This is a genomic window from Rheinheimera marina, assembly GCF_042654345.1.
In the GTDB taxonomy this organism is placed as follows: domain Bacteria; phylum Pseudomonadota; class Gammaproteobacteria; order Enterobacterales; family Alteromonadaceae; genus Pararheinheimera; species Pararheinheimera marina.
Window position 1 is genome coordinate 617,198 of record NZ_JBHSGB010000010.1, and the last position, 26,109, is coordinate 643,306.

A 26,109-nucleotide genomic window follows, 5' to 3' on the forward strand; every position below is an offset into this window, starting at 1 on the left:
CAAGCCAGTAATCTGGCTTGCTGCCCACTGAACGGGTTTTGTTCTGCAAAACCCCTGCAAGCCAAAGCCGAGCCTACAGGGAGCGTATTCACGGCGTGTCTGCGTGGGCTTTGCCTTTTCCGCTGCAGCTGAAACCACGAGTGAATAGATAAGCAGTTTTTGCATAGAAACTGCTTATCTGATCGGCATTACGGAGATGACTCCGGCTTTTTTAGTTATAACCCAGCTCAACAATGGCTTCGGCTTCATCGGGCTCGTCTGCTGGGGGGCGCGGATACTGCGCGTTTGCTGGTGGATGCAGCCGCCAGCTCTCGCTTTGATCCGCAGCTTGGGTTTGTTCTGCCATAGAAATCTCCATATGGTGTTATTGTAATACAAATGTGTTGAGCGAATTGTAGTCAGCCCTGACAAGGATCGCAAGCTGTTGATGGTTGGGACTGACAGACAACAGAAAATAAAAAGCCGGCCTAAGGCCGGCTGTGAATACAACGCGGGTTTATTCTTTGAACTTCGAAGCGACTTGATGTAAATCGCCAGCCAGATGACGTAACTGATCGGAAATATGCGCCACAGTTTGCTGCACTTCGATAGTGCGGCTGAAGGACGCCGCCATCTGATGGGTATTGTCCAGCACCTGACTGGCCACCATAGTCTGCTCTTCGGTCGCCGTGGCGATTTGCGCATTGAGCAGGTTGATCTTGTCTATTTCCTGGTGGATTTGTTCAATAGAACCCCCGGCTTCGGAAGTCAGTTCAGCACTGTCGTGCGCTTTATTCACCGCCTGATCCATCAGTTTGACCGCACTGTCGACGTTTTGGGTTAGTTTGGCCAGTAACTCACGGATGGTGGTGACGGACGCCGCAGTACGGGAGGACAGTAAACGCACTTCGTCTGCCACCACGGCAAAACCTCTGCCTTGCTCGCCAGCACGGGCTGCTTCAATAGCCGCGTTTAACGCCAGCAAGTTGGTCTGGTCGGCAATATCATTGATACTTTTTAAAATACCACCCACTTCCTGCGTTTGCTGTGCCAGCTCGGTGATTACCTGACTGGTTTGGGCAATTTCACTGGCCAGTGCTTTGGACGCTTGCACTGAAGTCGTGGTTTTTTGCAGGCCGGATTTTGCCAGATGGCTGGCGTCGTTGGCGCTGCTGGATGCAGCGACGGCAGACTGACTGATATCACCAACGCTGCTTTGCATTTCTTCCATCGAATGCGACACTGTGTCCGCGTCGTTTTTCTGCTGTCCGGTCATCCGATCCAGTTCCCGCATGCCTTCGGTCAGCTGATCGGCGGTGCGGCTCAGTGGGTCCACTAAGTGGGCAATAGACACAAAGGAGTTTTGTAACAAGGCAATAAAGTCGTTGAAGTGGCGCGCCACATCGCCGAATTCATCATTCGAGGTACAGGCCAGTCGGCTGGACAACGAACCTTTGCCTGACGCCAGTACTTCTAAAGAGGTGGATAAGTCTTTGGCGGAAAGGCTGATGGAGCGGCCAATCATATGACCCACAGCAGCCATCACCAGCAGCAAAATACCACCCGAGAAAATAATGATGGTGACAGATCGGGCGGATGATTCGTCAAGGTCGGCCAGAATTTGCTGGAAGTTATGGTCAGTCTGTTCACCGTAAGTTTCAAACGCAGCTTTGGATTTTTCGTACAGACCGGTTTTCTCCTGCACTTTTTTTGGCGCTTCGGCTAAATCCAGCGTGCCATCAATCATCGATTGTGCAATGGCATTGGCAGCAGCGGCATAGTCGGTAAACAGCTGTTCCAGTGTACTGAGTTGACTGGTGTTGGCTGTATCCAGTTGTTTGAGTTTGGTCAGATTGGCCAGCACCCGCTCACGGGTAGTTTGTGCTGTCGCCAGAATATCTGGATCGGACAACGACACCGCCTGAGTGAAGAATTCTTCGACCGCATTAAACTCCACCACAGTTTGTGAAGCCAGTTTAGCGCTGTCGTACATTTTGTCTTTGAGCAGGTCAATATTGCCTGCATTACGGGCGGTAAAGTAAATGGAAGAACTCAGAACTATCAGAAAAGCCAGGATCGCAATGGCGATAATCAACCAGATTTTTTTCAGCAAACTCAGGTGTTTCAGCATAATGAATGTCCACACTGCAAAAAGCGGGTGCATCGCACCCGCTATGGGCTTTAGTTCAAGCTCAGAGCAACTTTAACTTTGTCATTGACCGCGCTGGCACTGACATAACCAATGGCGCCTGGCGTGTTGGCGACATAGTCCAGCACTTCCTGTTCAGAACCAAGTTCCTTTGGCGGAGTGCCTTTTCCAGTGAACACCAGTTTAGACCAATAAGCTTTCATCTGGCTGGACGACCGGCCCAGAGCTTTTTGATCAAAATCAGCACGGGCAGCTACGGAGTCCGCCAGATTAACCGCTTCTGCAGCTTTACCGTCGGCAAAACTTTTGCTGCGGCCCATATAGATTTTATTCAGATCGTCCTGGCTCAGGGCGGCGCTATTGGACGGGTGGACAATGACGGCCACATTCGCCAGACTGAATGCACTGAACGCCAAAGTGGCTGCGACAACGAAATTCTTCAGCATAAGGGCTCCTTAAAACACCAGATCAACGCCAAGAACCAGGGCATTATCATCCCGATCCAGGGTTTTATTGTCTGCAGCACTGTATTGCACTTTCAGTGCAGCAGAAGGATGGAAGTCGTAACGTACCCCAATGTTCCAGGTGGTGCGGTCCAGTTCCAGGCTTTCCACTAACGCAGCAACCGGCGCATAGACTGGCGATGCGGTTGGCAAAGTGGCGTAAATATCACGTTTGGCGTTGTTATCTTCGGCTTCGTACGAAACATAAGGCGTGACGGTATCGAAACGGTAGCCTAACGAGGCATACCAAGATTCCTGATCAGAAATAAAGGAGTTATCCACTTGTGCTTTGGTCACCTCGGTGACAAACACAATATTGTTTTTATCGACACTGAAGCTGACGCCGGTGAAGTAGCTACTTTCGTCCTGCACGTCCAGCTGCTCTGCCAGAGCTCCCAGGCCAAAACCCGTCAACTGCGCCATAAATCCATCAAAATCAGCCTGACTGAAGGTGGTTTTACCCACTAAGTAGGCCGCTCTGAAGTTGTAGCCGTCATAGCCTAAATCCCAGGCCAGACCGGCAATATTGTCAATCTTGGCATCTGCTGTTTCTGTGGTGATTTGTGCCTCACCATCGTAACTGCCAATAATCAGCTGCAGGCTGGAATCGAACATGCCCAAAGTTGTGGTGTGGTACAGAGAGGCGCCTTCGATGGTGTCGAAACCCAGGCCATACACGCTTTGTGGTACGCGCGACCAGTCATAGGCATAACCGACATCACGGAAATCGGAATACTTGTAGAATGGGGTGCGTAAACGGCCGGCATTGATGCGCAGCTCGTCCGTCAGGTCGTAACTTAAAAAGGCCCATTCAAATTCCAGATCCCAGTCTTCGCTGCCGCGGCCTAACAGCTGAGCTGTGACCGACAGTTTGTCGCCCAGGTCGGATTTAATTTGCAATGCGGCCAGACTTTCATTTTTGAAATCCAGCTTGTCATCGTACCCATATAAAGATTCGTCACTGCCCATCGTCATGCCGGCTTTAATCGAAGCAAAACCATTGAGTTCGATTTCAGCCTGAGCAGTATTACAACAGGCAGCCGTGATTAGTGCGGCCAGTACAGAGCGTTTTAGCATACCTTATCCTCTTCGTGTTCAAAGTGAGGCTCGATGAGCCCATGCGAAGTCAATACGAATCGTCCCTGATTATTGTTTTTTATATAAAAATAAAGATTTCATGCCATGAGTAAAGCAGACGCTAAGGCACCTTGTAACGCGTAGTATAAATTTTTTATAAATCAAAGGATAGTGAATTTTATCAAATTTATCGTTTTTATCGTTTATCTGACTAAGTTAATAACACGTAAAGGTTTTTTGAAGTGTGGCTGCTGATGGCTGGCAATAATCAGGATGCCGTCAAACGCATCCAGACATTTTTCCACGGCCAGAATGCTGGCAGCGTCCAGGCCAGTGTAAGGTTCATCCAGTAGCAGGACTTTGGGTTGCTGTAATAAGGCCCTGGCTAATGCAATACGTTTTGCCTGTCCGCCGGAGACAGCGGCGCCATACTCGGCAAGCTGACTGTTCAGCCCTTTGGGCAACGAAGTCAGCCAAGGTTCTAAACCAAGTTGCTGCAGCATCGCCAGCATCTGTGGTCCGGTGGCGTTGGGCTGACCTAAACGCAGATTGGCAGCCAGGCTTTGATTAAACAGCGTGACGTGTTGGGGAACCAGCGCCAGTTGGTGCCGCCAGCTGGCGGCCTGGTCGCTTTGCAGCCGTTGCTGGTTGATGTGGATTTGGCCGGATAACGCCGGTAACCAGCCACTTAAGGTGTAAAGTAAGGTCGATTTCCCGCTGCCAGATCCACCTTGCAACCACAGCCTGTCACCCTGGTTGAGCCTCGTATCCGGGCTGTGGCAGCAATGGCCGCTATCAGCATAACCCGAGCTGAGTCGTTGCCAGCTAAGTTGAGTGACTACATCAGCTTGGGTTGGCTCTGCAACCTGGTAGTTCTGCTGATTTAACCGCTGCAGTGCTGCCCGGGCCTGTGCCAGGCTCTGGTACAAGGTCAGTAACGGCAAATGCAGTTCCATCAGCACAAAAAGCCCCAGCAGGCTGCCGACTAAGGCGGGTAGTTGATTGCCCGTCAGGGCGGGCTGCAACAGCAGTAAGGCCGCTACATATAAACAGCAGCCGTAAAGTGCCAGTTGCAGCAGTAAGTCGCAGGCCTTTTGCCGGAACAGCAGCTGCTGATAACGCTGCTCAAGCGGCTGATACTGGCGTCTCAGGGCGCTGGTACTGCCGTGCACTTGTTGCAGTGTCAGTTGTTGCAGCGGAATGAGTAAAGCCGGGCGTCGTTGCTGGTCCAGTTGCTCCAGTTGGCTGGCCCGGTCAAATGCCAGATAATTGCTCAGCGCCAGAAGCAGATACATCAACAGCATCAGGCTGGCCAGCATGGGCAGCAGCGGAGCAAACCAGGAAGCAATCAGCCCAAGCCAGCACAAGCTGATCAGCAAAGCCCAGCCCAACGGCAACAGAAAACGCAAAGGCCACATATCCAGCCGGTCAATATCGCGGATCAGGCTGTTCAGCAAACTGGCTGATTGTTGTGGCTGACAGGGGCGGGCAGTGGACAAAAAACGTTGCATAAACCAGAGCCGCAGCTGATGCAGCACCGCCAGCACCGCCTGATGCGACAGCAGACGTTCAGCATAACGACCTGCGGTGCGGCCAAGCGCAGATAAACGGATAAGGGCGGCCGGACTGAAGTAGTTAAAACTGCCGGCATTGGCCAACTGTAAGCCTGCCAGCGCGCAGGCACTTAAAAACCAGCCAGACACCGTCATCAGGCCAAAAGCGGCCAGTGTGGCCAGCACGCCAGCCAGCAGTGCCAGCGCCCAGCCTTTTGATTCTGCCGCCAGCAGGCTGCTGAGTCTGAGCGATTGTTCAGGCTTGAGCATATTCAGGCTCCAGTTCCAATTTGCGATACCAGTGTTGCTGCCTGGCTTGCGCTACTGTGCCTTGCCAGCGCAGCTCGCCAGCGACGAAATAACAGACCCGGTCTAACCAATCCAGACCGTCAAGTTGATGAGTTGCCAGCAATAAGGTGCAGCCCTGACTCAAAGTGTTTAGCTGCTGCTGTAACTGACGCTGTTGTGGTTTACTTAGCATGGAAAATGGCTCATCCAGCAACCAGTAGCGGGCCGGTTTCAGTAAGGCCCGGGCATAGGCCAGCCGTTGCAATTGTCCGCCAGAAAGACCCAGCCCGGCTTCACCAACCTCAAAATCCAGCCCTTGAGGCAGCTGCTGAACAAATTCCAGGCTTTGGCTTTGAGCCAATGCATGCTGTAGCTGCAGTGCGCTGTAGTGGTCACCGAACAGGTTTTGCCGCAAACTGCCCGCTCGCCATTGGCTCTGTTGTGGCAGGTACAGCAATTGCTGGCGCCAGCTGTTCAGTTCAAGTGTGGCCAGGTTTTGGGCTCCCAGCTGAATATGCTGGCTAAGCACAGGCTCATAGGCCAGCAGTAACTCGAGCACTGAGCTTTTGCCTGAGCCGCTGTGACCCATCAGCGCAACCCGTTGCCCTGGCGCAATTTCCAGTCGCAGCGGCGCCAGTCGGGCAGGCCGCTGTGGTGCGCTGTAAAATGCCGGAGTGGCAAAGCGCAGCGTCTGAATTTCCGGAGGTGCTGTCTGAGTGCCACCTTGTTGCACAGGTAGCTGCAACAGAGGTTGCAGACTCTGCCAGGCCGCGACGGCCTGAGCTTTGGCATGGTAGTCACTGCCAAGCTGGCGCAGCGGCGCATAAAACTCAGGGGCTAGTAACAAGATAAACAAGGCACTGGGGTAAGCCACCGGCACCTGTTGTTTGGCCCAGGGTAATTCCCCAAGCAAACCCAAGCCCAGATACAAAGCCACAAAGGCAATCGCGAGGGCAGACAAGAGTTCCAGCACGGCACCAGACAAAAAGGCTTTTTGCAACACCTTCATACTGCGACGCCGGTATTCGGCGCTGGCGTGGTCCAATTGCCGGATCACCTGATCTTCGGCGGCCAGTAACTTAATTTGGGCAAAACCACGCAGAAACTCCAGAAAGCGGCCACCTAATAAACCCAAAGCCTGGATTTGGCGTTGGCTTTCTTCGGCCGCTTTTTTACCCAATAAAATCATAAATAGCGGGATCAACGGTGCCGTAAGCAGCAGCAGGAAGGCCGCAAAAGGGCTGTAACAGGCCGCCGCGATCGCAATCAACAAAGGCGTCAGTACCACCAACCAGAGCTGTGGCCAGTAGCGGCTGAGGTAAGGGTCCAGCGCGTCCACCTGTTCCAGTACTAAGGTCGAGATCTCACCGTCATTGCCAACCAGTGCACGGCGGGGGCCGGCCAGTTCCAGTTGGCTGAACAGTTGTTGCTGCAAATGCTGGCGCGCCTGTTGGCTGACACGCATGGCCTGCAAATCTTTCAGGGCCAGCAAGCCGGCGCGTGCAAGCCAGCTCAGGATAAACCAGCTGGCATCCGTCAGGCTGAGCTCTTCACCCGCCAGCAACTGACCGCAACACCAGGCCAGCCACCAGCACTGCAGCAGCAACATCAGAGTAGCCAGGCTACCTGCCAGCACGGAAAAACAAAGGCCAACCCGGTAAGGGGCCAGCCAGTGTTTGAGTTCAGACGCAGTTTGACTCACTCGCCATCCTTGTCATCCGGATAGCCATTCAGCTCCAGCCACATCGCATTGATGATGCCGAAGGAGCATGCCAGCAACACGCCGAGGATCCAGGTGAAATACCACATAGTCAGCTCCTTAATACAGTGAATGCGGGTTGTTGTTGATGCTGTCCTGGTTTAACCGGCCAAACATTTTGTAATAGCTCCAACTGGTGTAAGCCAAAATGATGGGCACAAAAATACAGGCAACGATAAACATAATTTTCAGGGTCAGCGCGCTGGAGGTGGCGTCCCACATGGTCAGGCTGTGATCCGGCATGCTGCTGGACGGCATAATGAACGGGAACATGGCCACACCGCAGGTCATAATCACCCCGGTCATCGCCAATGAAGAGGCGACAAAGGCTTGCCAGGCTTTGGCGGCTTTGCTGCAAAGGGCAGACAGCAGAAAGGCCGCCACACCCAGCACAGGGAAGAGCCACAGCACTGGGGCCTCGTCGAAGTTCTGCACCCAGGCACCGGAGCTGATTTCCACGGTTTTACTGACCGCGTTATTGATGGCGTTGTGGTCCAGTTCGCTGGTCAGCTGGTAACCCATGCCGGCCGCTGATAACCAGACACCAGCCAGCACAAACAGCAGGGCAGCCAGTAAGGCGGACACCACAGAGACGGTCTGAGCACGCTGGCGTAGCGACGCTTCGGTTTTCATTTGCAGATAGGTCGCACCCTGATTCACAAACATCAGCAGGCTTAACACGCCCACCAGTAAGGCAAAGGGATTTAACAGCGCCAGGAACGACCCTGTGTAGTGAATACGCAGCAGCTCGTCGAAATGGAACGGCACCCCTTGCAGCAAGTTACCAAAGGCCACGCCAAAGATCACTGGCGGAATGGCTGAGCCAGCAGTCAGCGCCCAGTCCCAGTTGCTGCGCCAGCGCTGGTTGTCCAGTTTCGAACGGTAGTCAAAACCAATAGGCCGTAAAAATAGCGCCGCCAGAGTGGCCATCATCGCCAGGTAGAAACCGCTGAACGCGGTGGCGTACACCGGAGGCCAGGCAGCAAACAAGGCGCCGCCTGCGGTGATCAACCACACCTGATTGCCGTCCCAATGCGGAGCGACGGCGTTAATCATTATCCGGCGTTCCGTGTCGTCTTTGCCAATCACTTTCAGCAGGGCACCGACACCCATATCAAAACCGTCGGTAATGGCAAAACCAATCAGCAAAACACCAACCAGTAACCACCAGATAAAGCGCAGAAATTCGTAATCCATGGTTAAACCTCCTGCAGATCCTGTTCGTGATGGTATTTGCCGGTGTGCAGGGCGGACGGGCCTTTGCGGGCAAAATGCTGCATCAGATAAACTTCAATAATAAGGAATATGGTGTACAGCAAGGTGATAGCGCCAAGGCTGAACCAGACTTCGCCAACAGTCAGTTGTGAGGCCGCCAGATGGGTCGGCAGAATTTCACCGACAGCCCAGGGCTGACGACCATACTCCGCAACAAACCAGCCGGCTTCACAGGCAATCCAGGGCAAAGGCAGCGATAAAATGGCGGCTTTGAGTAACCATTTCGGCTTGTCCATGGTGCGTTTGGCACTGTGGTAGAAGGCTGCGGCAAACACCAGCAACATAATAAAGCCGCTGGCAACCATGACTCGGAAGCTCCAGAACATAGGGGCGACTTTGGGCACGCTCTGCTCCACTGCCTGTTCAATTTGAGCTTGTGTGGCTTGGGTCGGGTCTTCTGCATAGGCGGTTAACAGCAGGCCGTACCCTAAGTCTTTTTTCACTGCTTCAAAGGCCGTTTTGGTGGCTGGGCTGTCATCCCCGGCCCGCAGTTGCTTCAGCAGACCATAGGCTTGCTGGCCATTGATGATGCGCTCGCGGTGCTGCTGTTTGAGCTCGGCAATGCCGGTGACAGGTTTATCCAGTGAACGGGTGGCGATTAACCCTAAAGCGCCCGGGATTATCAGCGCGTAGTCAGTGGTTTGGGTGTCTTCATTTGGCAGACCGAAGACGGTAAAGGCGGCCGGTGCTTCATGGGTTTTCCATTCGGCTTCCACCGCAGCCAGTTTAGTTTTCTGCACATCACCCAGTTCATAACCGGATTCATCCCCCAGCACAATAACAGACAGGGCGCTGGCCAGGCCGAAGGCGGAGGCAATAGCAAAACTGCGGCGGGCAAAGGCAAGATCGCGGCCTTTGAGCAAATACCAGGCAGATATCGCCAGCACAAACATGGCGCCAGTCACATAACCGGCCGACACAGTGTGGACAAATTTTACCTGAGCCACAGGGTTGAAAATTACTTCGCTGAAGCTGGTCATTTCCATCCGCATGGTCTGGTAATTAAACTCGGCACCCACAGGATGCTGCATCCAGCCATTGGCGATCAGTATCCACAGTGCGGACAGGTTTGAGCCCAACGCAACCAGCCAGGTGACGGTTAAGTGCTGCACCTTGGATAAACGGTCCCAGCCAAAGAAAAATAAGCCGACCAAAGTGGATTCAAGGAAAAATGCCATCAGGCCTTCAATGGCCAGTGGGGCACCAAAGATGTCGCCGACATAATGCGAATAATAGGACCAGTTGGTACCAAACTGGAATTCCATCGCAATGCCTGTGGTTACCCCCAAGGCGAAGTTAATGGCAAACAGCTTGCCCCAGAACTTGGTCATGTCACGGTAAATTTCTTTACCTGTCATCACATAGACCGACTCCATAATGGCAAGTAAAAAGGTCATGCCCAGCGTTAACGGGACAAACAGAAAGTGGTACATCGCGGTTGCAGCAAACTGCAACCTGGAAAGTTCTACAACATCCATCCGGGAGCTCCTTCGATCGGCTTGATGGGTTGACAGCGCAAGTGACTAAAATCAGCACAGCAGGTTTTAGTTAAGCTTAATTTACTGATTTCTGTAGAATTGGATCTTGATAAAGATCAAGGTTCCGGATGCCTTTCCGGACGAATCGTCAGCATAAAGGTGTAGCAAACAAATGAAGGTGATTGTCGTAGGCGCTGGCTGGTTAGCCCGGCAACTGGTGCAACCGTTACAGCAGGCTGGGGTTGAGTTGTGGTTGACCAGCCGGGACTCCCGTACTGTCGCTGAGCTTGGGGAGTTAGGGTTGTTACTTCGCTTTGATGCGGACGACCTGAACAACCCGGCGCTGTTGCAGCGTTTTTCCGGGGCTGTGGTGCTGTGCCTGATCCCGGCCAGTCGTTCAAATCCCGCACTGTATCTGGCGTCGTTAACCAGGCTGTGTCAGTTGATGGTGACCGCTGGCAGCCTGGCCTGTATTCATATCAGCAGCTCCGGCATTTATCAGGGGCTGACAGGGCTGGTCAATGAAGAAGCCGAACTGCAACTAACTGACAGCCGGGTGGCCTTGTTGTATCAGGCCGAGCAACTGGTCAGCCAGAGCGTGCCAAGCTGTACCTTGCGTCTGGCCGGTCTGATTGGACCGGGCCGTCACCCAGGGCGTTTTATGGCGGGCAAAGTGGTGCCAGATTCACAAGGGGCTGTGAATATGGTGCATAGCCAGGATATCAGCCGCTTTATTGTTCAGGTGCTGCACCAACAGCTGTGGCCAGCGACCTATAACTTGTCCAGCCCTGAGTTTTGCTGTAGAGCTGAGTTCTATCAGCAGGCATGTGCAGCATTGGGGACCCCGGCTGCCGGACTGGATGGGCTGAATCTCGACAGTCGCCAGGTCGACAGTGGCAAAGCGATGCAGGTGGCAGACTTTCGGTTTGCGTATCCCTCTGCGTTACAGGCCATTGCAGATTGTTAAAAAAGCCGGTCATCAGACCGGCTTGGCTTTCAGGATGGCTCCACCGGAGTACCCGGATTAAGGCTGATAAGAGGTGGTCAGCGTCACCCCTGAGGCTGCACTGTAGCCGCGGATACTGATGTAGTAAGTTGCCGCGCTTGGGTTAGTAAAGTTACAGCTTTCGTTATTGCCTGTCAGGTAAGGGCGGCAGTCATAGCTGCTGGTGGTTGGCTGCGCACCTTGGCGTACATAGAGATCGGCGTCACCAGTACCGCCAGAGATACTGACAGTCAGGCTGGCCATACCGGCGGGAACCGCCAGCGTGTAATGTTTCCAGGCATTACGGGCCACTGAAATATCCGTTACTGTGGCTGTTTGGCCGGTACCACCGCCACCTCCTGTGCCCGCTGCCGCCGCGACAGCGGCTGCTGCATCAACAATACCTGTGCCGCAACTGGTGCAAGTGGCTGGGAATGAGCGCGTTGTGGTTTTCAGGATGCTCTCAATTTCATCCGGAGTTGCCGAAGGTTTGACTTGCTTAATTAACGCGGCCACACCAGCCACATGAGGTGCTGCCATCGAGGTGCCCTGACTGTAACCATAGCTGTCGGAGCCTGGTGTGCTGGTGCCTGTGTTGTAGGTCGACAGGATGCCGTTCGGATCATTGGAAGAGCTCATCGCGCCGCCAGGTGCAGCAACGTCGATAGAGCTGCCGTAGTTAGAATAATAAGCACGGCCACCACTGCGGTTGGTGGATGCCACGTTCACCACGCCGGCACAGTTACCAGGGTTAAAGTTATTGGCATTGCCATTGTCGTTCCCTGCAGCAATCACAATAACAGCCCCTAAACCACGCGCTGTATTGATTGCCTGCTGAGTCGTTGAATCACAGGCGCCAGATCCACCCAGGCTCATATTAATCACTTTGGCAGGGTTGGCATTCACTGGTAAACCAGACACTGTGCCCCCTGCCGCCCAGACGATACCGTCAGCAATATCCGAGGTATAACCACCACATTTACCTAACACACGCACTGGAACCACTTTAGCGCCATAGGCAACCCCGGCAACCCCACTGTTGTTGTTGGTGACGGCTGCAATGGTGCCTGAAACGTGGGTACCGTGCCATGAAGAGTTTTGCGCTGAATGGGTGCCACCGCATTCATTGGCCAGGATCCAATCGCCCGGATCCTGTGCGTTGGAATCACGGCCATTCCCGTCATTGCCAACAAAGCTGTCCGAAATCATGTCGTAACCCGGCAGGATATTGGCGTTCAAATCAGCGTGCGGACGGTAACCTGTGTCAAGCACTGCGACCACGACACCAGAACCTGTGGCGCTGTCCCAGGCGGTGTTAGCGCGTAAGCCACCTGTTGATTCATAGTAATGCCATTGGCTGGTGTATTGGGTGTCGTTCGGGGTGGCGGCAATCTGCAGCAGTTTATCTTCTTCCACCTGAGAGACGTTCGGATCCTTCGCCAGGTTCTTCAGCATTTCCCGGGTTTCTTTGTCGTTTAACTTACGATCGGCTTTGACAATATGGCGTTTAGAATTGATGCCGCTGGTGCGGACAAACTCCAGCGACGTCCCTGCCAGCGCAGATAAATCGCTTGCGATATGGGCTTTGACAAAGCTGCTTCTTTGCTGCTCTGGCAGCGCGGACAAGCTGGCTTCGCCCTGGCCAATTGAGTTGGCTGATTCGTCTTTGTATTCGACGATAAAGCGGGTAACCAGTTGATTACTTTCCTGCTGGTCGGCAGCAGCTTGTTGTTGCTCTGGCGCTGCAGTGGCCGGCACTGAGCTGAACAGAGCTGCAGCGGACATGCAGATTAACGCGACTTGGTTCAGTTTAAATTTTTTATGTTGCATATGGTTCTCTCTGGATAGTTGTTGAATTCATCACGTCTGTACCTGAAATGGTTGTTTTTGTTGACGTGACCGGCCAATCATTGGTCAATAAATTGTTAATGTAAATGTTATTGTTTTTACGATTTTCTAGTTTTAATGCGATTTTTATCAAATTTTTAGAGCGTTCTGCGGTATTGTGCTGTGTTTTAGCGACGAAAATTCAGGCTTTGGTTACAAATGATCACAATTGTATTTATATTGAAAATTTTTCTTTATATTCCAAAAAAATCTAAAAAATATTCGTTTGCTATATGGGGGAGGGGGCTGATTCCGGGAATTGGATGGCGGTCAGGCAATTTGATCTGGCATGGTACTGCTTGTGGAGATATTCGATGGAAGACAAGAGGCAGCAGCTGCCTGCCCCGTCGTTACTGTGTTTCGCTGCGGGGTGTTGCTGAATAGCCCGCTTCGTCCAGTACCTGTAGTAGCTCGTCGCGGCTGAGCAGGCTTTGCACTCTCACCATCTTTGTTGCTAAATCGACTTCTACCTGAGCATCACTCTGCTGCTGGTGAATGGCTTTGGTGATCATGCTGACACAGTGGTTACAGCTCATGTTGTTCACAGTCAGTTCAATCATATTGGTGTCTCCCTGGCTTAAGTTCAGCGCAGTTTGGAGCTTGCCACAGAGGGAAGGTCAACAGATGACGTTTTTTTTCTTTCGGCTTGACCTTACCATGAGGGCAACGTTTAGCCTGAATTACATGCGGCTATTCGCAGTTCACCGGGGAAGAGGGCGTTATGCAACAGACAGTACAGTTTGGTATCGCAGGAATGAGTTGCATGTCCTGTGCCGGACGCGTGGAAAAAGCACTGAAAGCCGTGCCAGGCGTGACAGATGCCGTGGTCAACCTTGCTACTGAAACAGCCTCAGTCAGCGGTAGTACGGGCTTGCCGGTATTGGTAAAGGCCGTGCAACAGGCTGGCTATCAGGTCGTTGTTGAACAGCGGTTGTATCAGGTCAGTGGCATGAGCTGCGCTTCCTGTGTGGCTCGGGTTGAAAAAGCGATGTTGGCGGTAAACGGGGTGCTGCAGGCGACAGTAAACCTGGCGACTGAGCAACTTAACCTGTCAGTTTTAGCCAACATCCCTCAGGCTGAGTTGGCAACGGCGTTAGACAAAGCCGGTTATCAGCTTCGTACTTTGCCGCAACAGAAGCAGCGGGACGTCCAGAGTTTTCGCTGGTTCCGTCAGCCACTCTGGTCTGTGCTGGGCAGTGCCGCACTGACCTTACCTTTGGTGCTGCCGATGGTGGGGATGTTGTTTGGGCGTGATTGGATGTTGCCGCCGCTTTGGCAATGGTTGCTGGCCACGCCAGTTCAGTTTTACTTTGGTGCTCGTTTTTACAAAGCCGGGTGGGGCGCACTGAAAGCCGGTACCGGCAATATGGATTTATTGGTGGCTATTGGTACCAGTGCAGCCTACGGCCTGTCCTTGTATCTGTGGTGGAGCCACAGCGGACATCATGGGATGCCGCATCTGTACTTTGAGAGCAGCAGTGCTGTGTTGTCGCTCGTGCTGTTGGGGAAATTTCTCGAACAAAGAGCCAAACGCCGTACTACAGACGCACTGAAAGCGCTGGAAAACCTGCAGCCCAGTCAGGCGCGTGTGTTGGTGAAGGGGCAGTGGCAAATGTGTGAGGCGAGGTTGGTTAAAGCCGGTAACATCGTGCGGGTATTACCCGGAGAGCAGGTACCAGTCGATGGCCTGGTGACAGAAGGACAGAGCCATGTCGATGAAGCTCTGATCAGCGGGGAATCTGTGCCTGTCAGCAAAAGCTCCGGAGACAGGGTGATAGGGGGCTCGGTCAATCTTGATGGCATGCTGGAGTTAACTGCCAGCAGTGTCGGCAGCGAATCAACCTTGTCGCGTATTGTCCGGCTGGTTGAACAGGCGCAAGGGGCGAAAGCGCCGGTACAGGCGCTGGTCGACAAAATCAGTGCTGTGTTTGTTCCAGTGGTGGTGTTGATTGCACTGCTGACCCTGCTGGGCTGGGGGCTTTTCAGCGGCGACTGGACCAGGGCAATTTTGAATGCGGTCGCGGTGCTGGTGATTGCCTGCCCTTGTGCGTTGGGCCTGGCGACGCCGGCTGCCATTATGGCTGGGACTGGCAGTGCCGCCCGCTTGGGGGTGTTAGTCAAAGATGCGGTGGCGCTGGAGCAGGCCAGCAAAATTAATCTGGTGGTGTTTGATAAAACCGGCACCCTGACCCAAGGCAAACCGCAGTTAAGCCAGTTCACTGTCTTTGGCGGGAATGAGCCTGAGGTGTTGCAGTGGGCCGCCAGTGTGCAGCAGCACAGTGAGCACCCCTTGGCCAAAGCTGTGGTGAATGCCGCTGTCGGGCAGGGGCTGAGTCTGCACAAGACCAGCGAATTCAGCGTGGTAGCAGGTAAGGGAGTGCAGGCCCGGATCGATTCCGTGCTGTACCTGCTCGGTAGCACGGGCTGGATGCAACAGTTAGGGCTTGAGCTGCCGCTGGACCAGGTGCAGGTGGCCGGCGCTTCGGTGTCCTGGCTGGTGCGCCAGCATGACCAAGGTCCAGAGTTGTTGGCATTGCTGTGTTTTAGTGACGGGCTTAAACCGCAAGCCCAGCTTGCTGTGACGCAGTTACAGCAAGCTGGTATTGCCGTTGCCATGCTAACGGGCGACAGTCAGCAAAGTGCCGTGCGGGTTGCGCAGCAACTGGGTTTGGATCAAGTGCATGCTCAGGTGTTGCCAGCGGATAAAGCGGCAGTGATAGCGCACTACCAACAACAAGGCTACCGGGTAGCGATGGTCGGTGATGGTATTAATGATGCGCCAGCTCTGGCGCAGGCTGACTTAGGCATCGCGATGGCGACCGGCACCGAGGTCGCCGTCAACGCGTCGGCCATCAGTCTGATGCGTGGCGACCCATCTTTGGTGAGCACGGCGCTTGAACTGTCGCAGCTGACGTACCAGAAAATCAGGCAAAACCTGTTTTGGGCTTTTATTTTTAATGCGTTAGGTATTCCTGCTGCGGCTTTTGGCTGGTTAAACCCGGTGATTGCCGGTGCCGCTATGGCCTGCAGCAGTGTGCTGGTGATCAGTAATGCCTTGTTATTACAGCGTTATCGCAGGCAGGTGGGCAAATGAAAACCTTAGTCACTATTGGTGAAGCGGCAGCCGCCAGTGGCGTGTCGGCCAAAATGATCCGGCATTACGAAGAGATTGGCGTGCTGCAAAAAGCGCACAGAACAGAGGCGGGCTACCGGCTCTACAACAGCCAGCAGCTGCAACAACTGGGCTTTATCCGTCAGGCCAGAAATCTGGGTTTTTCACTGGCACAAATTGAATCGCTGCTGGCGCTGTGGCGCGATCCTAACCGCAGTAGCCGGGATGTGAAACAGCTGGCTGACCGTCATCTGGCCGAAATCCGTCAAAAAATTGCCGAGCTAAGCCAGATGGAACTGATACTGCAGCAATTGTCTGAGCAGTGTTGTGGTGACTTATCGCCGCACTGCGCCATTTTAGACGGGCTGGTGCCAAAGCCATGAGTTGACTGGACTGAGTCAGTAGCATGGCTCTGAAATAGGTTTTTTAACGGCCAGCCTCTCCACGTAGCTGGCCGTTTTTTGTTAATGCTGATGTGTGGCTGGTTTTTTCACCTGCAATTCCACCTCTGCACCTGCAGGGGCAGGCGTGGCGTGATGGCTTTCAGGCGTAGGTCCTGTCCACTCATAAGCCACAGTGCCTTTGGGGTGTGTAAACCAACCCGGGTCGGTATAGTCGCCTTTGGCCTGGTCGGCCCGGACCTTAAACACACTGAACATACCGCCCATTTCAATACCACCAAAGGGGCCTTGACCTGTCATCATGGGTAGGGTGTTGGCAGGCAGTGGCATTTGCATTTCGGCCATATCGGCCATGCCGCGGTCACCCATCACCATGTAGTCCGGTACCAGTTTGTTGATTTTCTGCATCAGACCACTGTGATCGACACCTATCATCGTCGGGACGTCATGGCCCATGGCATTCATGGTGTGGTGCGATTTATGGCAATGGAAGGCCCAGTCGCCTTCTTCATCCGCCAGCAGTTCAATTTGCCGCATCTGTCCGACCGCAATATCGGTGGTCACTTCAGGCCTGCGGGCGCTGAGCGGAATCGGGCCGCCATCGGTGCCGGTGACAGTAAATTCATGCCCATGAATATGGATAGGGTGGTTCGTCATGGTCAGATTGCCAACCCGAATGCGGACCTGGTCGTTTTTCCGCACCACCAGCGGGTCTATGCCAGGGAACACCCGGCTGTTCCAGGTCCAGAGGTTAAAATCGGTCATGGTCATAATTTTCGGCGTGGCGCTGCCGGGTTCTATGTCATAAGCATTCAGCAGGAAGCAGAAATCGCGGTCGACCTCGGCAATATGGGGGTGGGCTTCCTTCGGATGGGTGATCCACATGCCCATCATGCCCATCGCCATTTGCACCATTTCATCGGCATGCGGATGGTACATAAAAGTACCAGGCCGGCGGGCAATAAACTCATAGACAAAGGTCTGGCCTGGTTTGATGGATGGCTGGGTTAAACCAGACACGCCATCCATGCCGTTCGGCAGGCGCTGGCCATGCCAGTGCACAGAGGTATGTTCCGGCAGTTTGTTGGTGACAAAAATGCGCACCCGGTCGCCTTCAACCACTTCAATAGTCGGGCCCGGAGACTGGCCATTGTAGCCCCACAGGTGAGCGTTCATGCCCGGCGCCAGTTCGCGCACTACAGGCTCTGCCACCAGATGAAACTCTTTCACCCCATTGTTCATGCGCCAGGGCAAGGTCCAGCCATTCAGGGTGACCACTGGGTTATAAGGCCGGCCTGTGGTTGGCACCAGCGGGTCCATAGTATTGGGGCTGGTTTGGATCACCGGTTCTGGCAATGCAGCCATGGCGGTGCGGCTGACAGAAGCTCCGGCTACTGCGGCAGTGATGGCGCCAACGCTTTTTAATAAATCTCGACGAGTCATCATAATCTGGGTCTCCTAATGACCAGCCGGTGCGGCGGCCGAGCTGGCTTCGGGCTGGGCAGAACTGGTTGGTGCGGCAGCGCCCCACAAGGATTGCTCAAAACGGATCCGGGCCTGATGGAAGTTGTTCAGCGCCTGCATTGCCGCGGTGATGGTGTCAACCTGCGCCTGCGTGTCGGCGATCAGCTCAAACACGCCAATCAGCATGCCGTTGTAACGCAGCACATTTTCCTGGTTGATGCGCTTAGCCAGTGGCACCAGTTGCTGCTGATAGTGCCGGGCAATGGCATAGTTTTGTGCCAGTGTGGCCTGGTTCATGCGCACCTCGGAACGGGCATTGACGGCTTTAGCCTGGGCCAGATAAAACTGCTGTTGCAGCTGTGCCTGGACTTTAGTCAGCCGCGCACTGTGGCGGTCAAACAAGGGTAATTCAAAACCCAGTGTCAGGCTGCGGCTGTCGCTGTGCTGGGCAGAGCCTGACAGTTCTGCATCCAATCCGCGCAAAAAACGGCTGCTTTGAGTCAGTTCCAGTTGTGCTGCCATGGCTGCCAGGCTGGCTCTGGCTTGTTGCAAATCCAGGCGTTGGCTGAGTGCCAGCTGTTCTGCATCAGGGACCGACGGCAAGCTATTCGGCAGGTCAGGTAACTGCGTTGGCAGCTGCAGTGCAAGGTCGCCTCCCCATAGCCCCAGTTGACGGTACAAGGCTTCCCGGCTTTGAACTTGCTGTTGTTGGGCCTGAGCCAGTTGCAACTTTACTTCGGCCGCATATTTTTGCGCCCGGGCTTGCTGCAGGGGGCTGTAATTACCCACCTGATACATCCGGTTGGCCAGTTCAGCTGACGCATCGATGGCTTCCTGCACCTGCAACAAATAGTTGAGGCGCTGCTCGGCGGTCACGGCTTCTGCCAGTGCCAAACGGCTTTGGGCCACCAGAGCGACCAACAGCTCCGCCAACTGATACTGTTGCTGATTGGCCTGCTGCTGGGCTATCGCCAGGTTATGTTTGCGAAATAACAAGCCAAAGAGATCAAAGCCAAACTCCAGTTCGGTCTCATAGCCTTCTTCTCCACGGTTGCGGCTGATGCTCAGGCCTGGATTGGGCAGCAGACCCGCTTGTTGCAAATCGGCTTTGCTGACGTTGAGTGCGGCCATCGCTGCCAGGAAGTCCGGGTTATTCAACACCGCAATTTGCGCCACGCTTTGAAAGCTTAGAGACTGTTGCAGTAAGCCTTTCACCGCGGCGCTGCTGTCGCTACTGAGTGTTGTTGGCAGCACTGGCAGTTGTAATTGTTCCCTATTCGCTTGTTGCGCTACCTGCTGTGATAACTCCAGTGCCGGGCTGACACAACCCGCCAGCACCACCGCCGTGCTTAGCAGCAGCGTTTTAGTGATGGTTGGAATGCGCATTGTCAGTCTCCTTTGGCTTAGCGCCTGTTGATTGATGGCCGGAGTGGTTCATGTCCTGATGCTTGGAGTGATCCATGTTCTGGTGTTGGGAATGGTTCATATCCTGATGCTTGGAGTGATCCATGTTCTGGTGCTGGGAATGGTCCATGCCCTGATGTTTGGAGTGATCCATGTTCTGGTGCTGGGAATGGTTCATATCCTGATGCTTGGAGTGATCCATGTTCTGGTGCTTGGAATGGTCCATGCCCTGATGTTTGGAGTGATCCATGTTCTGGTGTTGGGAATGGTTCATATCCTGATGCTTGGAGTGATCCATGTTCTGGTGCTGGGAATGGTCCATGCCCTGATGCGAACCTGCGTCACCGGCAGATCCGGCCATATAACGTTGCCAGCCACCGGCTTGCAGTACGTGCTGATTCGCCTCAAGCCAGCCTATTGGCTGGGGGGCCTGCTGCTGCGTGCTTTGAAGCAGGGATTCCATTGGCTGAGCAGATGAGAGTCGCCCAGCATTCATTGCGCCGGGCAGAATACTGTCTGCATAAGCGGCTTGCCATAGCGATGCCAGAGCAAGTGCCCTGAGTAAAGATTGAGTGTTCATGATAGCTCCTGAAATTGTCGCCGCCAGCACACTGTGCTGGCGATAAGTCATGCAACAAATTCAGGCAATAGGGGGGCGGTACCGGCCTTGTGGAAACGTCGACAAGGCGCCGGCATTCTCTTGAATGACCAGCGTGTCGGCAGACGAATCTAATTCGGTGAAATCAAGCAAAGGCAAGACCACGGCGCTGTGGCAGCCTGCAGCGCACAGCGGACAATCCGTCTGATGATCGCCTGCGCTGGAGCTGGATACGGAGGGGTTGGCATCCATCTGATGCGTCATATGCCCCTGATGTGCGCTCTGAGTTTCAGCTGACACCTGCCCGGTGCGCTGCTGATGGTGACCGCCAGACTGGTAACACCACATAGCTGCAGTCGCAATGTTGCTAAACAACAGTGCGAGGATCAGCCAAGGTGCAAAAAGCCGGAGCCTAGAATGCATAGTCACCACCATTAATAATCTGCCGTGCAGACTAAACCAGAACGTCGGTTGTCGCAAGCTTAGAAGCGCCGACTTGACCTGCGCAGCCGGTAAAGTCAATGTACAGGCAGGCAATAGTGGCAGGAGGTAAGGATGTTACAGCAGTTTGAGCAGTACCTGAGCATGGCCAGGCAGGCTGAGCAGGACCGGCAATGGTCAGAGGCCTGGCGTTATCTGGAATATGCGCATATTTGTGGGCAAAACCAGTTTCGACTGCATTGGCAAAGTCATTGGCTCATGCTGGGGCTGGCCTGGCGGACCCGCAATCTGAAGGAAGGCTGGGGCCAGTTGCTGCGCTTAGCTCTGACCCCGTTAGGGCACTTGCTGAACAGATTACCAGAAGGGAATCCGGGCACCAGCCGTGTCAGCGCTTTTGCTCCTCAACCAGTACCGGAGGAACTGCAACAAGCCGAGCTGGCTGTGCCGCAGAGCCAGAGCGCTTCAGCAGATTAAGGTGATCAGGCTTCAGGGCGCAGCAGCGCAAGCAATTCCGCGATACTTTTTGCCTGAATTTTCACCACGCAGCTTTGCGACTGGCTAAAAAAATGTGCCTGGATCAGTGCGGTCAGCTGGTCCTGGTTTAGTTGCCCTAATTTAGTGCCGGGGTCGTGCAGGGCATAAGTGAAGCCTTGGCAGTCAATCCATCGATCTTCCGGCAGCACAGGGCCAGTCTGGCGCAATAGCAAATTCAGCTGTTCTGCCGACTCCACAAATTCAAGTTCTGGGTCGCCGGATAATTGAAGTAACACAGGGTAGTGCATCAGGGGCGTGCCGAATTGGGCGTTCATGCAGACAGCATACCGAAAAAGCATAAAAAAAGCCCCCGGCGAACCGGAGGCGAAGTAGGCGCGGATGAGCCTAGGGTAGAAACGTAGTGCAGGTTAAAAACAGCACCGCTGTCGCCCAGACGGTGCCGAAGGGTTGGGAACCAAAAAGTTCGTTCACCTGGTAGCTGCTAGTTATACGGGCTTTACTTTGTCAGGTAAATTCGAATATAACTTCATTATCAATCGTTATTACCTGATGAACCAATCTGCTATGACGCCAGTCAACTACAACCAGCTTTATTATTTTTACCTGGTGGCCGAACACGGCAGTATCGCCAGAACCAGCGAATTGCTGCATATCACGCCGCAGACCATCAGCGGTCAAATCAGTCAACTGGAACACACCATTGGCACTGCGTTGTTTCAACGCCAGGGCAAGCGGCTGGTGCTGACTGAACTTGGCACTGTAGTGCAAGGTTATGCTGCCGATATTTTCCAGTTGGGAGATGAGCTCAAAGCGGTATTAACGCGCCAGCACAGCAGCTGGCAAAGCTTCAGCGTAGGGATCACCGACGTGTTACCCAAAGCTTTTGTCTACGAGATGCTCAAGCCAGTGTTGCAGTTACCTGTGAAACTGGTGTGCCGGGAAGGAGAGCTGGACGCGCTGCTGTCGGAGCTTGCCATCAACAAACTGGATATGGTGTTGTCGGACCAACCCATTCAAACCGGTAGCCATGTGAAAGCCTACAGCCATCTGGTGACCGAATCGGTAATGGCGGTTTATGCCGCCGAAAATCTGGCACCTCAGTTGGCGACAGGGTTTCCGAACTCATTGCATAACAGGCCATTTTTGCTGCAGGGCAAAAAATCCATTATCCGCCAGCAATTGATTGGCTGGTTTAATCAGCTGGATATTCAACCTGAAGTGGTGGCTGAATTTGATGACAGCGCGCTGATGCAGGCTTTTGCCCAACAAGGCCTGGGAGCTTTTGCCGCCCCTGTGTTGCTGGAAACACAACTTAAAGCCAACTACGGATTGATAAAAGTGGGGGAAATTGAGCGGGTGACTGAGCGGTTTTATGCCATTTCGCCTGAACGTAAACTCAGCCATCCGGCGGTGCTGCAGCTGGTCAAAGCGCTGCAGCAGCCGAAGAACTAAGCGAGCGGACGATGGTTAATTGCTGCGGGCGAACGGTTGCAACTGGCGTTGGGTCGCTTCGGTACCCGACAACAACTGAGCTGTCGCCTGATCGATAGATGCCATTTGCTGGTAAGCATGATTAGTGCCTTGCTCAATCTGCGTCAAATGCCGGTGGTTTTGCTGGGAGCTTTGTGCCAGTTGCTGCACATGCTGCTGGATCTGGTTTAGTTGCTGTTGCGCGGCCTGTAGCTGTTGCTCCAGTGCGCCAAAATCCTGGCTGGTCAATTGAATTTGTTGTTGGGCGGCGCCAGCCTGTTGCTGCAGTTGCTCAGACTCGGCTTTGGTGTCACTGACCAGGCTATCCATTTCATTGAGGAAACCTGCGATCTGGCCTGTGGCTGTATTCACTTTGGCCGCCAGAGTTCGGACTTCATCTGCAACCACCGCAAAACCCCGGCCTGCTTCACCGGCCCGCGCCGCTTCAATCGCGGCGTTTAATGCCAGTAAGTTTGTTTGATCGGAAAAGTTTTCTACCATCAGCAGTATTTGCCGCACGTTTTCGGCGTTTTTTTGCAAGCCTGTTACTGTGCTGCCGAAGTTGGACAGCAGTTGCTCTATTTTGTGCAGTTCGGTAGTCAGTTGCTTGAGTTGCGTGCTGGCATTGCGGGCATTTTGCACCGAGCTACCTGCGACCTTGGTCACCTGATCATTGCTTTGTACTATATCGGCCAGCCGTTGCAACGCATTGTCACTTTGCTCACGAATTTGCTGGCTGTTCTGCTCCGCCCCCTGCAATTCAGCTCTGGTGCTGTGCACGGCCTTCACCACTTGCTGGTTTACTGCACAGTTTTCGCTGGCCTGTTGATGGATACTGCGCAGCAGCTCTGACAACTGACCGACAAATTGATTGTACTGCTCAGATAAAGTGCGGAATTCGTCGTAAGTAAAGGCGGGCAGTCGGGTTTTCAGATCGCTGCCGGCCTGATTGGCCTGCTCCAACGCACTGACCAGGGCTTTGACTGGCCGTACGATCAGATACACCAGGTAGCCGATGGTAAATAAAAAGGCGCCGGTACCAACCAGCAGCAGGGCCCACCAATGCATGGTCGGGCTGCCTTGCTCAGGGAGGGCTACGTACAGACTGAGCCAGAAAATCAGCGTCAGAAAGCCGATATTGCCGACAATCTTTAAGGTCAGGTTATAGAAAAACTGCCGTTCAACGGCCTGATACATGTGTTGAAATAATGCCATCGCCAAAATCCATGCAGAGGATACCAGCGTGCATCATCGCAGTTTTGCAACGCCGCTATCTTGTTATAAATCAAACAAGTTAATTTTGTACCTTGTTCTTGCTGGCTTGTCAGCTGTTGTTTTTATATGATGTATATATGAAACGTATATTGAGGTGGCCATGGGAATTGTCAAAATAGCCGACGATTTGCATCAGGATCTGCGCGAAGCCAGCAAAGCCATGGCCCGGTCCGTCAATGCGCAGGCTGAATACTGGATCCGTTTAGGTATGCTGGCGGAGCTTTACCCGCAGCTGACCTGCCACGAATTGCAGCGTTTGTTGCTGAAACGAAAATCGGCCACTTTGCAGGAGTTGTTGGATGAATTTGATCCCGCTGAAAAGTGCTGAGCAGTTAGCTGCACAGCGTGAAGCCGGTCAGTTGTTGGCGCAGGTATTTGCCCGGTTGGATGAATGGGTGCAGCCCGGAGTCAACACCATGCAGCTGAATGATTGGGTGGAACAGTACATTCGTGATGAATTGCACGCCCGTCCTGCCAGCAAAGGCCAATACGATTACCCTTATGTGCTCAACAGTTCGTTGAATGAGGTGGTGTGCCATGGCATGCCAAAAGCATCTGACATTCTGCGTGACGGCGACATTCTGAATCTGGATATCACGCTGGAAAAACATGGCCTGATCGCTGATTCCAGCAAAATGTATTTGATAGGCCAGGTCAGTCCGGCTGCCAGACGGCTGGTGGACGTGACTTACCAGGCTTTGTGGCACGGCATACGTCAGGTCAAACCCGGTAACCGGCTTGGCGATATTGCTGCCGCAGTGCAGCGCCATGCCGAGCAGGCCGGTTACTCCGTGGTTCGGGAGTTTTGTGGCCATGGGGTTGGGGTGCAGATGCATGAAGAGCCTCAGGTGCTGCACTACGGCGTCGCCGGCACTGGGCTGGCGTTAAAACCCGGCATGGTATTTACCATTGAACCAATGATTAATCAGGGCGACCGCCGGGTAAAAACCAAAAGCGATGGCTGGACTGTGGTGACTAAAGATAAAAAGTTATCGGCGCAGTGGGAGCACACAGTGGCGGTCACCGCCACAGGCTTTGAAATTCTGACCTTGCGGGCTGAAGAGCATGCCATGTTGGGAGCGACGTCATGAGCCAGAATAAAACCATGCTGATCACCGGCTGTTCGAGCGGGCTTGGCAAAGCGCTGGCACTGCAGGCGATGCAGGCCGGTTATCGGGTGCTGGCGACGGCTCGCAAAAAAACACATCAGGATGAGCTCAGGGCGTTAGGGTTGGAGGCTTATGAACTGGATGTTTGCGATGCTGCGTCGATTCAGCAGCTGGTACTGCATCTGCACCAGCAGAACATTCAGCTGGATATTCTGGTCAATAACGCCGGCTTTGGCGCTATAGGTCCGGTGCTTGATGCCACAGCTCAACAAATGCGGCAACAGTTCGACACCAATCTGTTTGCGGTAGCAGAACTGACTCAAGCCTGTTTGCCATTGCTGCTGCGCCAGCAAGGACTGGTGGTCAATATAGGTTCGGTTTCAGCCAGACTGACCACACCTTTTGCTGGCTGGTACTGCGCGTCGAAAGCTGCTTTGCATGGTATTTCTGATGCGATGCGAATGGAGCTGGCGCCCTTAGGTGTGCGGGTGCTGACGGTGCAGGCCGGCGCTATTGCCACGGGCTTTGCGGATAACGCGCAAGCTGGTGTTGCGGCTCGTTTGACGCCACAGTCGTTGTGGTGGCGCTTTCGTTCTGGCATCGAAAAACGCGCCAATGCCAGCCAACAACATCCGACACCAGCGGAGCAACTGGCTGTACAGCTGCTCCGCAGCATCCGTTCACCGGCTTGCACTGGCATGGTGCGGCTTGGCAACGGTTCGGTACTGTTAGCTGCGTTGTCGATACTGCTGCCCAGGCGTTGGCTGGACAGGGTGCTGCAACGCCAGTTTGGTCTGACCGACGATTAGGAAGGCATCAATGATTCCCTGTCCGTCAGAGATTTCATTTGCACCTTCAGCGCCTTGGTTGGTTTGACTGATACATAAGGCAATAGCGATGAGTTGGATTTTATTGACGCGGCAGTTGATACTGCGGCGCTGAGCTGTGAGCTGGATAATTTATCGGAAACCAATGAAGAAATTGGTTTTATGTCGGTAAAAAACGTGCAAATGATACCGTCGAAAACTGCTGTAGCGCTGGATTTTTGAACCTTACAGAACTGAGCGACGACGTCTTATCGCTAAGATATTGATGTAGAAATACATTCCGGGTGGCGGGTTTTTTCTGGCTGCATTTCACCGAAAAAGCCTTGCTAATTGGTTGATATTTCACCACCATGACGTTCCTGTTACCTGGCTGGGAGCTGTGTCATGACTTCTGAATTTATGCGTCAAGTTCATCTGAAAACTGCTCAACAATACAAAGCGCAAGGCCATAGCATGCAATATGTGCTGGCCCATTTTCACAAAGTAGGTATTCCTGATGACGAGATCCCCGAGCTGTTGCCACTGGTTGGCTTTACTGATGAACAGGATCCTAAGGCTTTGAATAGTTTCGATTAAAAAA

26 protein-coding genes are annotated in these 26,109 nt (G+C 53.6%); 9 read left to right on the forward strand and 17 right to left on the reverse strand.

The annotated features are described in order from the left end of the window. Window positions 1-211: 211 nt before the first annotated feature. The 9 genes from ACFO3I_RS12465 to ACFO3I_RS12505 form a co-directional block, all read right to left on the reverse strand. On the reverse strand, window positions 212-346 hold the full coding sequence (locus tag ACFO3I_RS12465) for a hypothetical protein (RefSeq protein ID WP_377334303.1): 135 nt from the start codon (window positions 344-346) through the stop codon (window positions 212-214). Window positions 347-496: 150 nt separating this feature from the next. Beyond that, entirely contained in the window at window positions 497-2,110 is a 1,614-nt protein-coding gene (locus ACFO3I_RS12470) for a methyl-accepting chemotaxis protein (protein ID WP_377334304.1), read from the reverse strand. Between the two features lie 50 nt (window positions 2,111-2,160). Further along, complete coding sequence (locus ACFO3I_RS12475) at window positions 2,161-2,574, reverse strand: type 2 periplasmic-binding domain-containing protein (RefSeq protein WP_377334305.1); 414 nt, start codon at window positions 2,572-2,574, stop codon at window positions 2,161-2,163. A 9-nt stretch (window positions 2,575-2,583) separates the two neighbouring features. After that, entirely contained in the window at window positions 2,584-3,708 is a 1,125-nt protein-coding gene (locus tag ACFO3I_RS12480; protein ID WP_377334306.1) for a porin, read from the reverse strand. Between the two features lie 203 nt (window positions 3,709-3,911). Beyond that, on the reverse strand, window positions 3,912-5,531 hold the full coding sequence (locus tag ACFO3I_RS12485) for an amino acid ABC transporter ATP-binding/permease protein (RefSeq protein WP_377334307.1): 1,620 nt from the start codon (window positions 5,529-5,531) through the stop codon (window positions 3,912-3,914). Beyond that, window positions 5,518-7,251: a thiol reductant ABC exporter subunit CydD gene (cydD, locus tag ACFO3I_RS12490; protein ID WP_377334308.1), complete on the reverse strand. Its 1,734-nt coding sequence runs from the start codon at window positions 7,249-7,251 to the stop codon at window positions 5,518-5,520. The genes ACFO3I_RS12485 and cydD overlap by 14 nt, the downstream gene beginning before the upstream one ends. Then, window positions 7,248-7,358, reverse strand: a complete 111-nt coding sequence (cydX, locus tag ACFO3I_RS12495; RefSeq protein ID WP_337842660.1) for a cytochrome bd-I oxidase subunit CydX — start codon at window positions 7,356-7,358, stop codon at window positions 7,248-7,250. Before cydX ends, cydD begins: the two co-directional genes overlap by 4 nt. 10 nt (window positions 7,359-7,368) lie before the next feature. Beyond that, entirely contained in the window at window positions 7,369-8,505 is a 1,137-nt protein-coding gene (cydB, locus tag ACFO3I_RS12500) for a cytochrome d ubiquinol oxidase subunit II (RefSeq protein ID WP_377334309.1), read from the reverse strand. A 2-nt stretch (window positions 8,506-8,507) separates the two neighbouring features. Beyond that, window positions 8,508-10,061 (reverse strand): cytochrome ubiquinol oxidase subunit I, encoded by a 1,554-nt coding sequence (locus tag ACFO3I_RS12505; RefSeq protein ID WP_377334310.1) that lies wholly within the window; start codon window positions 10,059-10,061, stop codon window positions 8,508-8,510. 172 nt (window positions 10,062-10,233) lie between these two features. On the opposite strand from ACFO3I_RS12505, the gene ACFO3I_RS12510 reads away from it, so the two are divergent. Beyond that, a complete protein-coding gene (locus ACFO3I_RS12510) occupies window positions 10,234-11,028 on the forward strand; it encodes an NAD-dependent epimerase/dehydratase family protein (RefSeq protein WP_377334311.1) in 795 nt (264 codons plus the stop codon). A 57-nt stretch (window positions 11,029-11,085) separates the two neighbouring features. Here ACFO3I_RS12510 and ACFO3I_RS12515 read toward each other — a convergent pair whose 3' ends face one another. Then, window positions 11,086-12,876 (reverse strand): S8 family peptidase, encoded by a 1,791-nt coding sequence (locus ACFO3I_RS12515; RefSeq protein ID WP_377334312.1) that lies wholly within the window; start codon window positions 12,874-12,876, stop codon window positions 11,086-11,088. 407 nt (window positions 12,877-13,283) lie between these two features. Then, window positions 13,284-13,493, reverse strand: a complete 210-nt coding sequence (locus ACFO3I_RS12520; protein WP_377334313.1) for a heavy-metal-associated domain-containing protein — start codon at window positions 13,491-13,493, stop codon at window positions 13,284-13,286. 161 nt (window positions 13,494-13,654) lie between these two features. Between ACFO3I_RS12520 and ACFO3I_RS12525 the strand changes: the two genes are divergently transcribed. Both ACFO3I_RS12525 and cueR read left to right on the forward strand, forming a co-directional pair. Then, window positions 13,655-16,027, forward strand: a complete 2,373-nt coding sequence (locus ACFO3I_RS12525) for a heavy metal translocating P-type ATPase (protein ID WP_377334314.1) — start codon at window positions 13,655-13,657, stop codon at window positions 16,025-16,027. Further along, window positions 16,024-16,428: a Cu(I)-responsive transcriptional regulator gene (gene cueR, locus ACFO3I_RS12530; protein WP_377334315.1), complete on the forward strand. Its 405-nt coding sequence runs from the start codon at window positions 16,024-16,026 to the stop codon at window positions 16,426-16,428. The genes ACFO3I_RS12525 and cueR overlap by 4 nt, the downstream gene beginning before the upstream one ends. Before the next feature lie 81 nt (window positions 16,429-16,509). On the opposite strand, the gene ACFO3I_RS12535 is transcribed toward cueR, so the two are convergent. From ACFO3I_RS12535 to ACFO3I_RS12550, 4 genes are read right to left on the reverse strand one after another with little or no spacing between them, the layout of a single operon-like run. Further along, window positions 16,510-17,889: a multicopper oxidase family protein gene (locus ACFO3I_RS12535; protein ID WP_377334638.1), complete on the reverse strand. Its 1,380-nt coding sequence runs from the start codon at window positions 17,887-17,889 to the stop codon at window positions 16,510-16,512. Between the two features lie 15 nt (window positions 17,890-17,904). Continuing rightward, entirely contained in the window at window positions 17,905-19,296 is a 1,392-nt protein-coding gene (locus ACFO3I_RS12540; protein WP_377334316.1) for a TolC family protein, read from the reverse strand. Further along, window positions 19,274-19,894 (reverse strand): hypothetical protein, encoded by a 621-nt coding sequence (locus tag ACFO3I_RS12545; protein ID WP_377334317.1) that lies wholly within the window; start codon window positions 19,892-19,894, stop codon window positions 19,274-19,276. The genes ACFO3I_RS12540 and ACFO3I_RS12545 overlap by 23 nt, the downstream gene beginning before the upstream one ends. A 60-nt stretch (window positions 19,895-19,954) precedes the next feature. Then, on the reverse strand, window positions 19,955-20,335 hold the full coding sequence (locus ACFO3I_RS12550; protein WP_377334318.1) for a DUF2946 family protein: 381 nt from the start codon (window positions 20,333-20,335) through the stop codon (window positions 19,955-19,957). Between the two features lie 132 nt (window positions 20,336-20,467). Between ACFO3I_RS12550 and ACFO3I_RS12555 the strand changes: the two genes are divergently transcribed. Next, window positions 20,468-20,827 (forward strand): DUF3703 domain-containing protein, encoded by a 360-nt coding sequence (locus ACFO3I_RS12555; protein ID WP_377334319.1) that lies wholly within the window; start codon window positions 20,468-20,470, stop codon window positions 20,825-20,827. A 5-nt stretch (window positions 20,828-20,832) separates the two neighbouring features. Here ACFO3I_RS12555 and ACFO3I_RS12560 read toward each other — a convergent pair whose 3' ends face one another. Further along, window positions 20,833-21,162 (reverse strand): DUF4144 family protein, encoded by a 330-nt coding sequence (locus tag ACFO3I_RS12560; RefSeq protein WP_377334320.1) that lies wholly within the window; start codon window positions 21,160-21,162, stop codon window positions 20,833-20,835. A 187-nt stretch (window positions 21,163-21,349) separates the two neighbouring features. Here ACFO3I_RS12560 and nhaR point away from each other — a divergent pair, with 187 nt between their 5' ends. Continuing rightward, window positions 21,350-22,300, forward strand: coding sequence for a transcriptional activator NhaR (gene nhaR, locus ACFO3I_RS12565; RefSeq protein ID WP_377334321.1), 951 nt, complete (start codon window positions 21,350-21,352; stop codon window positions 22,298-22,300). Window positions 22,301-22,315: 15 nt separating this feature from the next. Here the strand turns inward: nhaR and ACFO3I_RS12570 are convergent, their stop codons facing one another. Beyond that, a complete protein-coding gene (locus ACFO3I_RS12570; RefSeq protein ID WP_377334322.1) occupies window positions 22,316-23,533 on the reverse strand; it encodes a methyl-accepting chemotaxis protein in 1,218 nt (405 codons plus the stop codon). Between the two features lie 160 nt (window positions 23,534-23,693). On the opposite strand from ACFO3I_RS12570, the gene ACFO3I_RS12575 reads away from it, so the two are divergent. From ACFO3I_RS12575 to ACFO3I_RS12590, 4 genes are all read left to right on the forward strand, one after another. Then, a complete protein-coding gene (locus tag ACFO3I_RS12575) occupies window positions 23,694-23,921 on the forward strand; it encodes a ParD-like family protein (RefSeq protein ID WP_377334323.1) in 228 nt (75 codons plus the stop codon). Further along, window positions 23,893-24,684: a type I methionyl aminopeptidase gene (map, locus tag ACFO3I_RS12580; protein ID WP_377334324.1), complete on the forward strand. Its 792-nt coding sequence runs from the start codon at window positions 23,893-23,895 to the stop codon at window positions 24,682-24,684. The genes ACFO3I_RS12575 and map overlap by 29 nt, the downstream gene beginning before the upstream one ends. Beyond that, window positions 24,681-25,511 carry an SDR family oxidoreductase gene (locus ACFO3I_RS12585; protein WP_377334325.1) on the forward strand — a complete coding sequence of 277 codons (831 nt, stop codon included), beginning with the start codon at window positions 24,681-24,683 and terminating at the stop codon, window positions 25,509-25,511. Before map ends, ACFO3I_RS12585 begins: the two co-directional genes overlap by 4 nt. A 402-nt stretch (window positions 25,512-25,913) precedes the next feature. Next, window positions 25,914-26,105: a hypothetical protein gene (locus ACFO3I_RS12590; protein ID WP_377334326.1), complete on the forward strand. Its 192-nt coding sequence runs from the start codon at window positions 25,914-25,916 to the stop codon at window positions 26,103-26,105. Window positions 26,106-26,109: the final 4 nt, after the last annotated feature.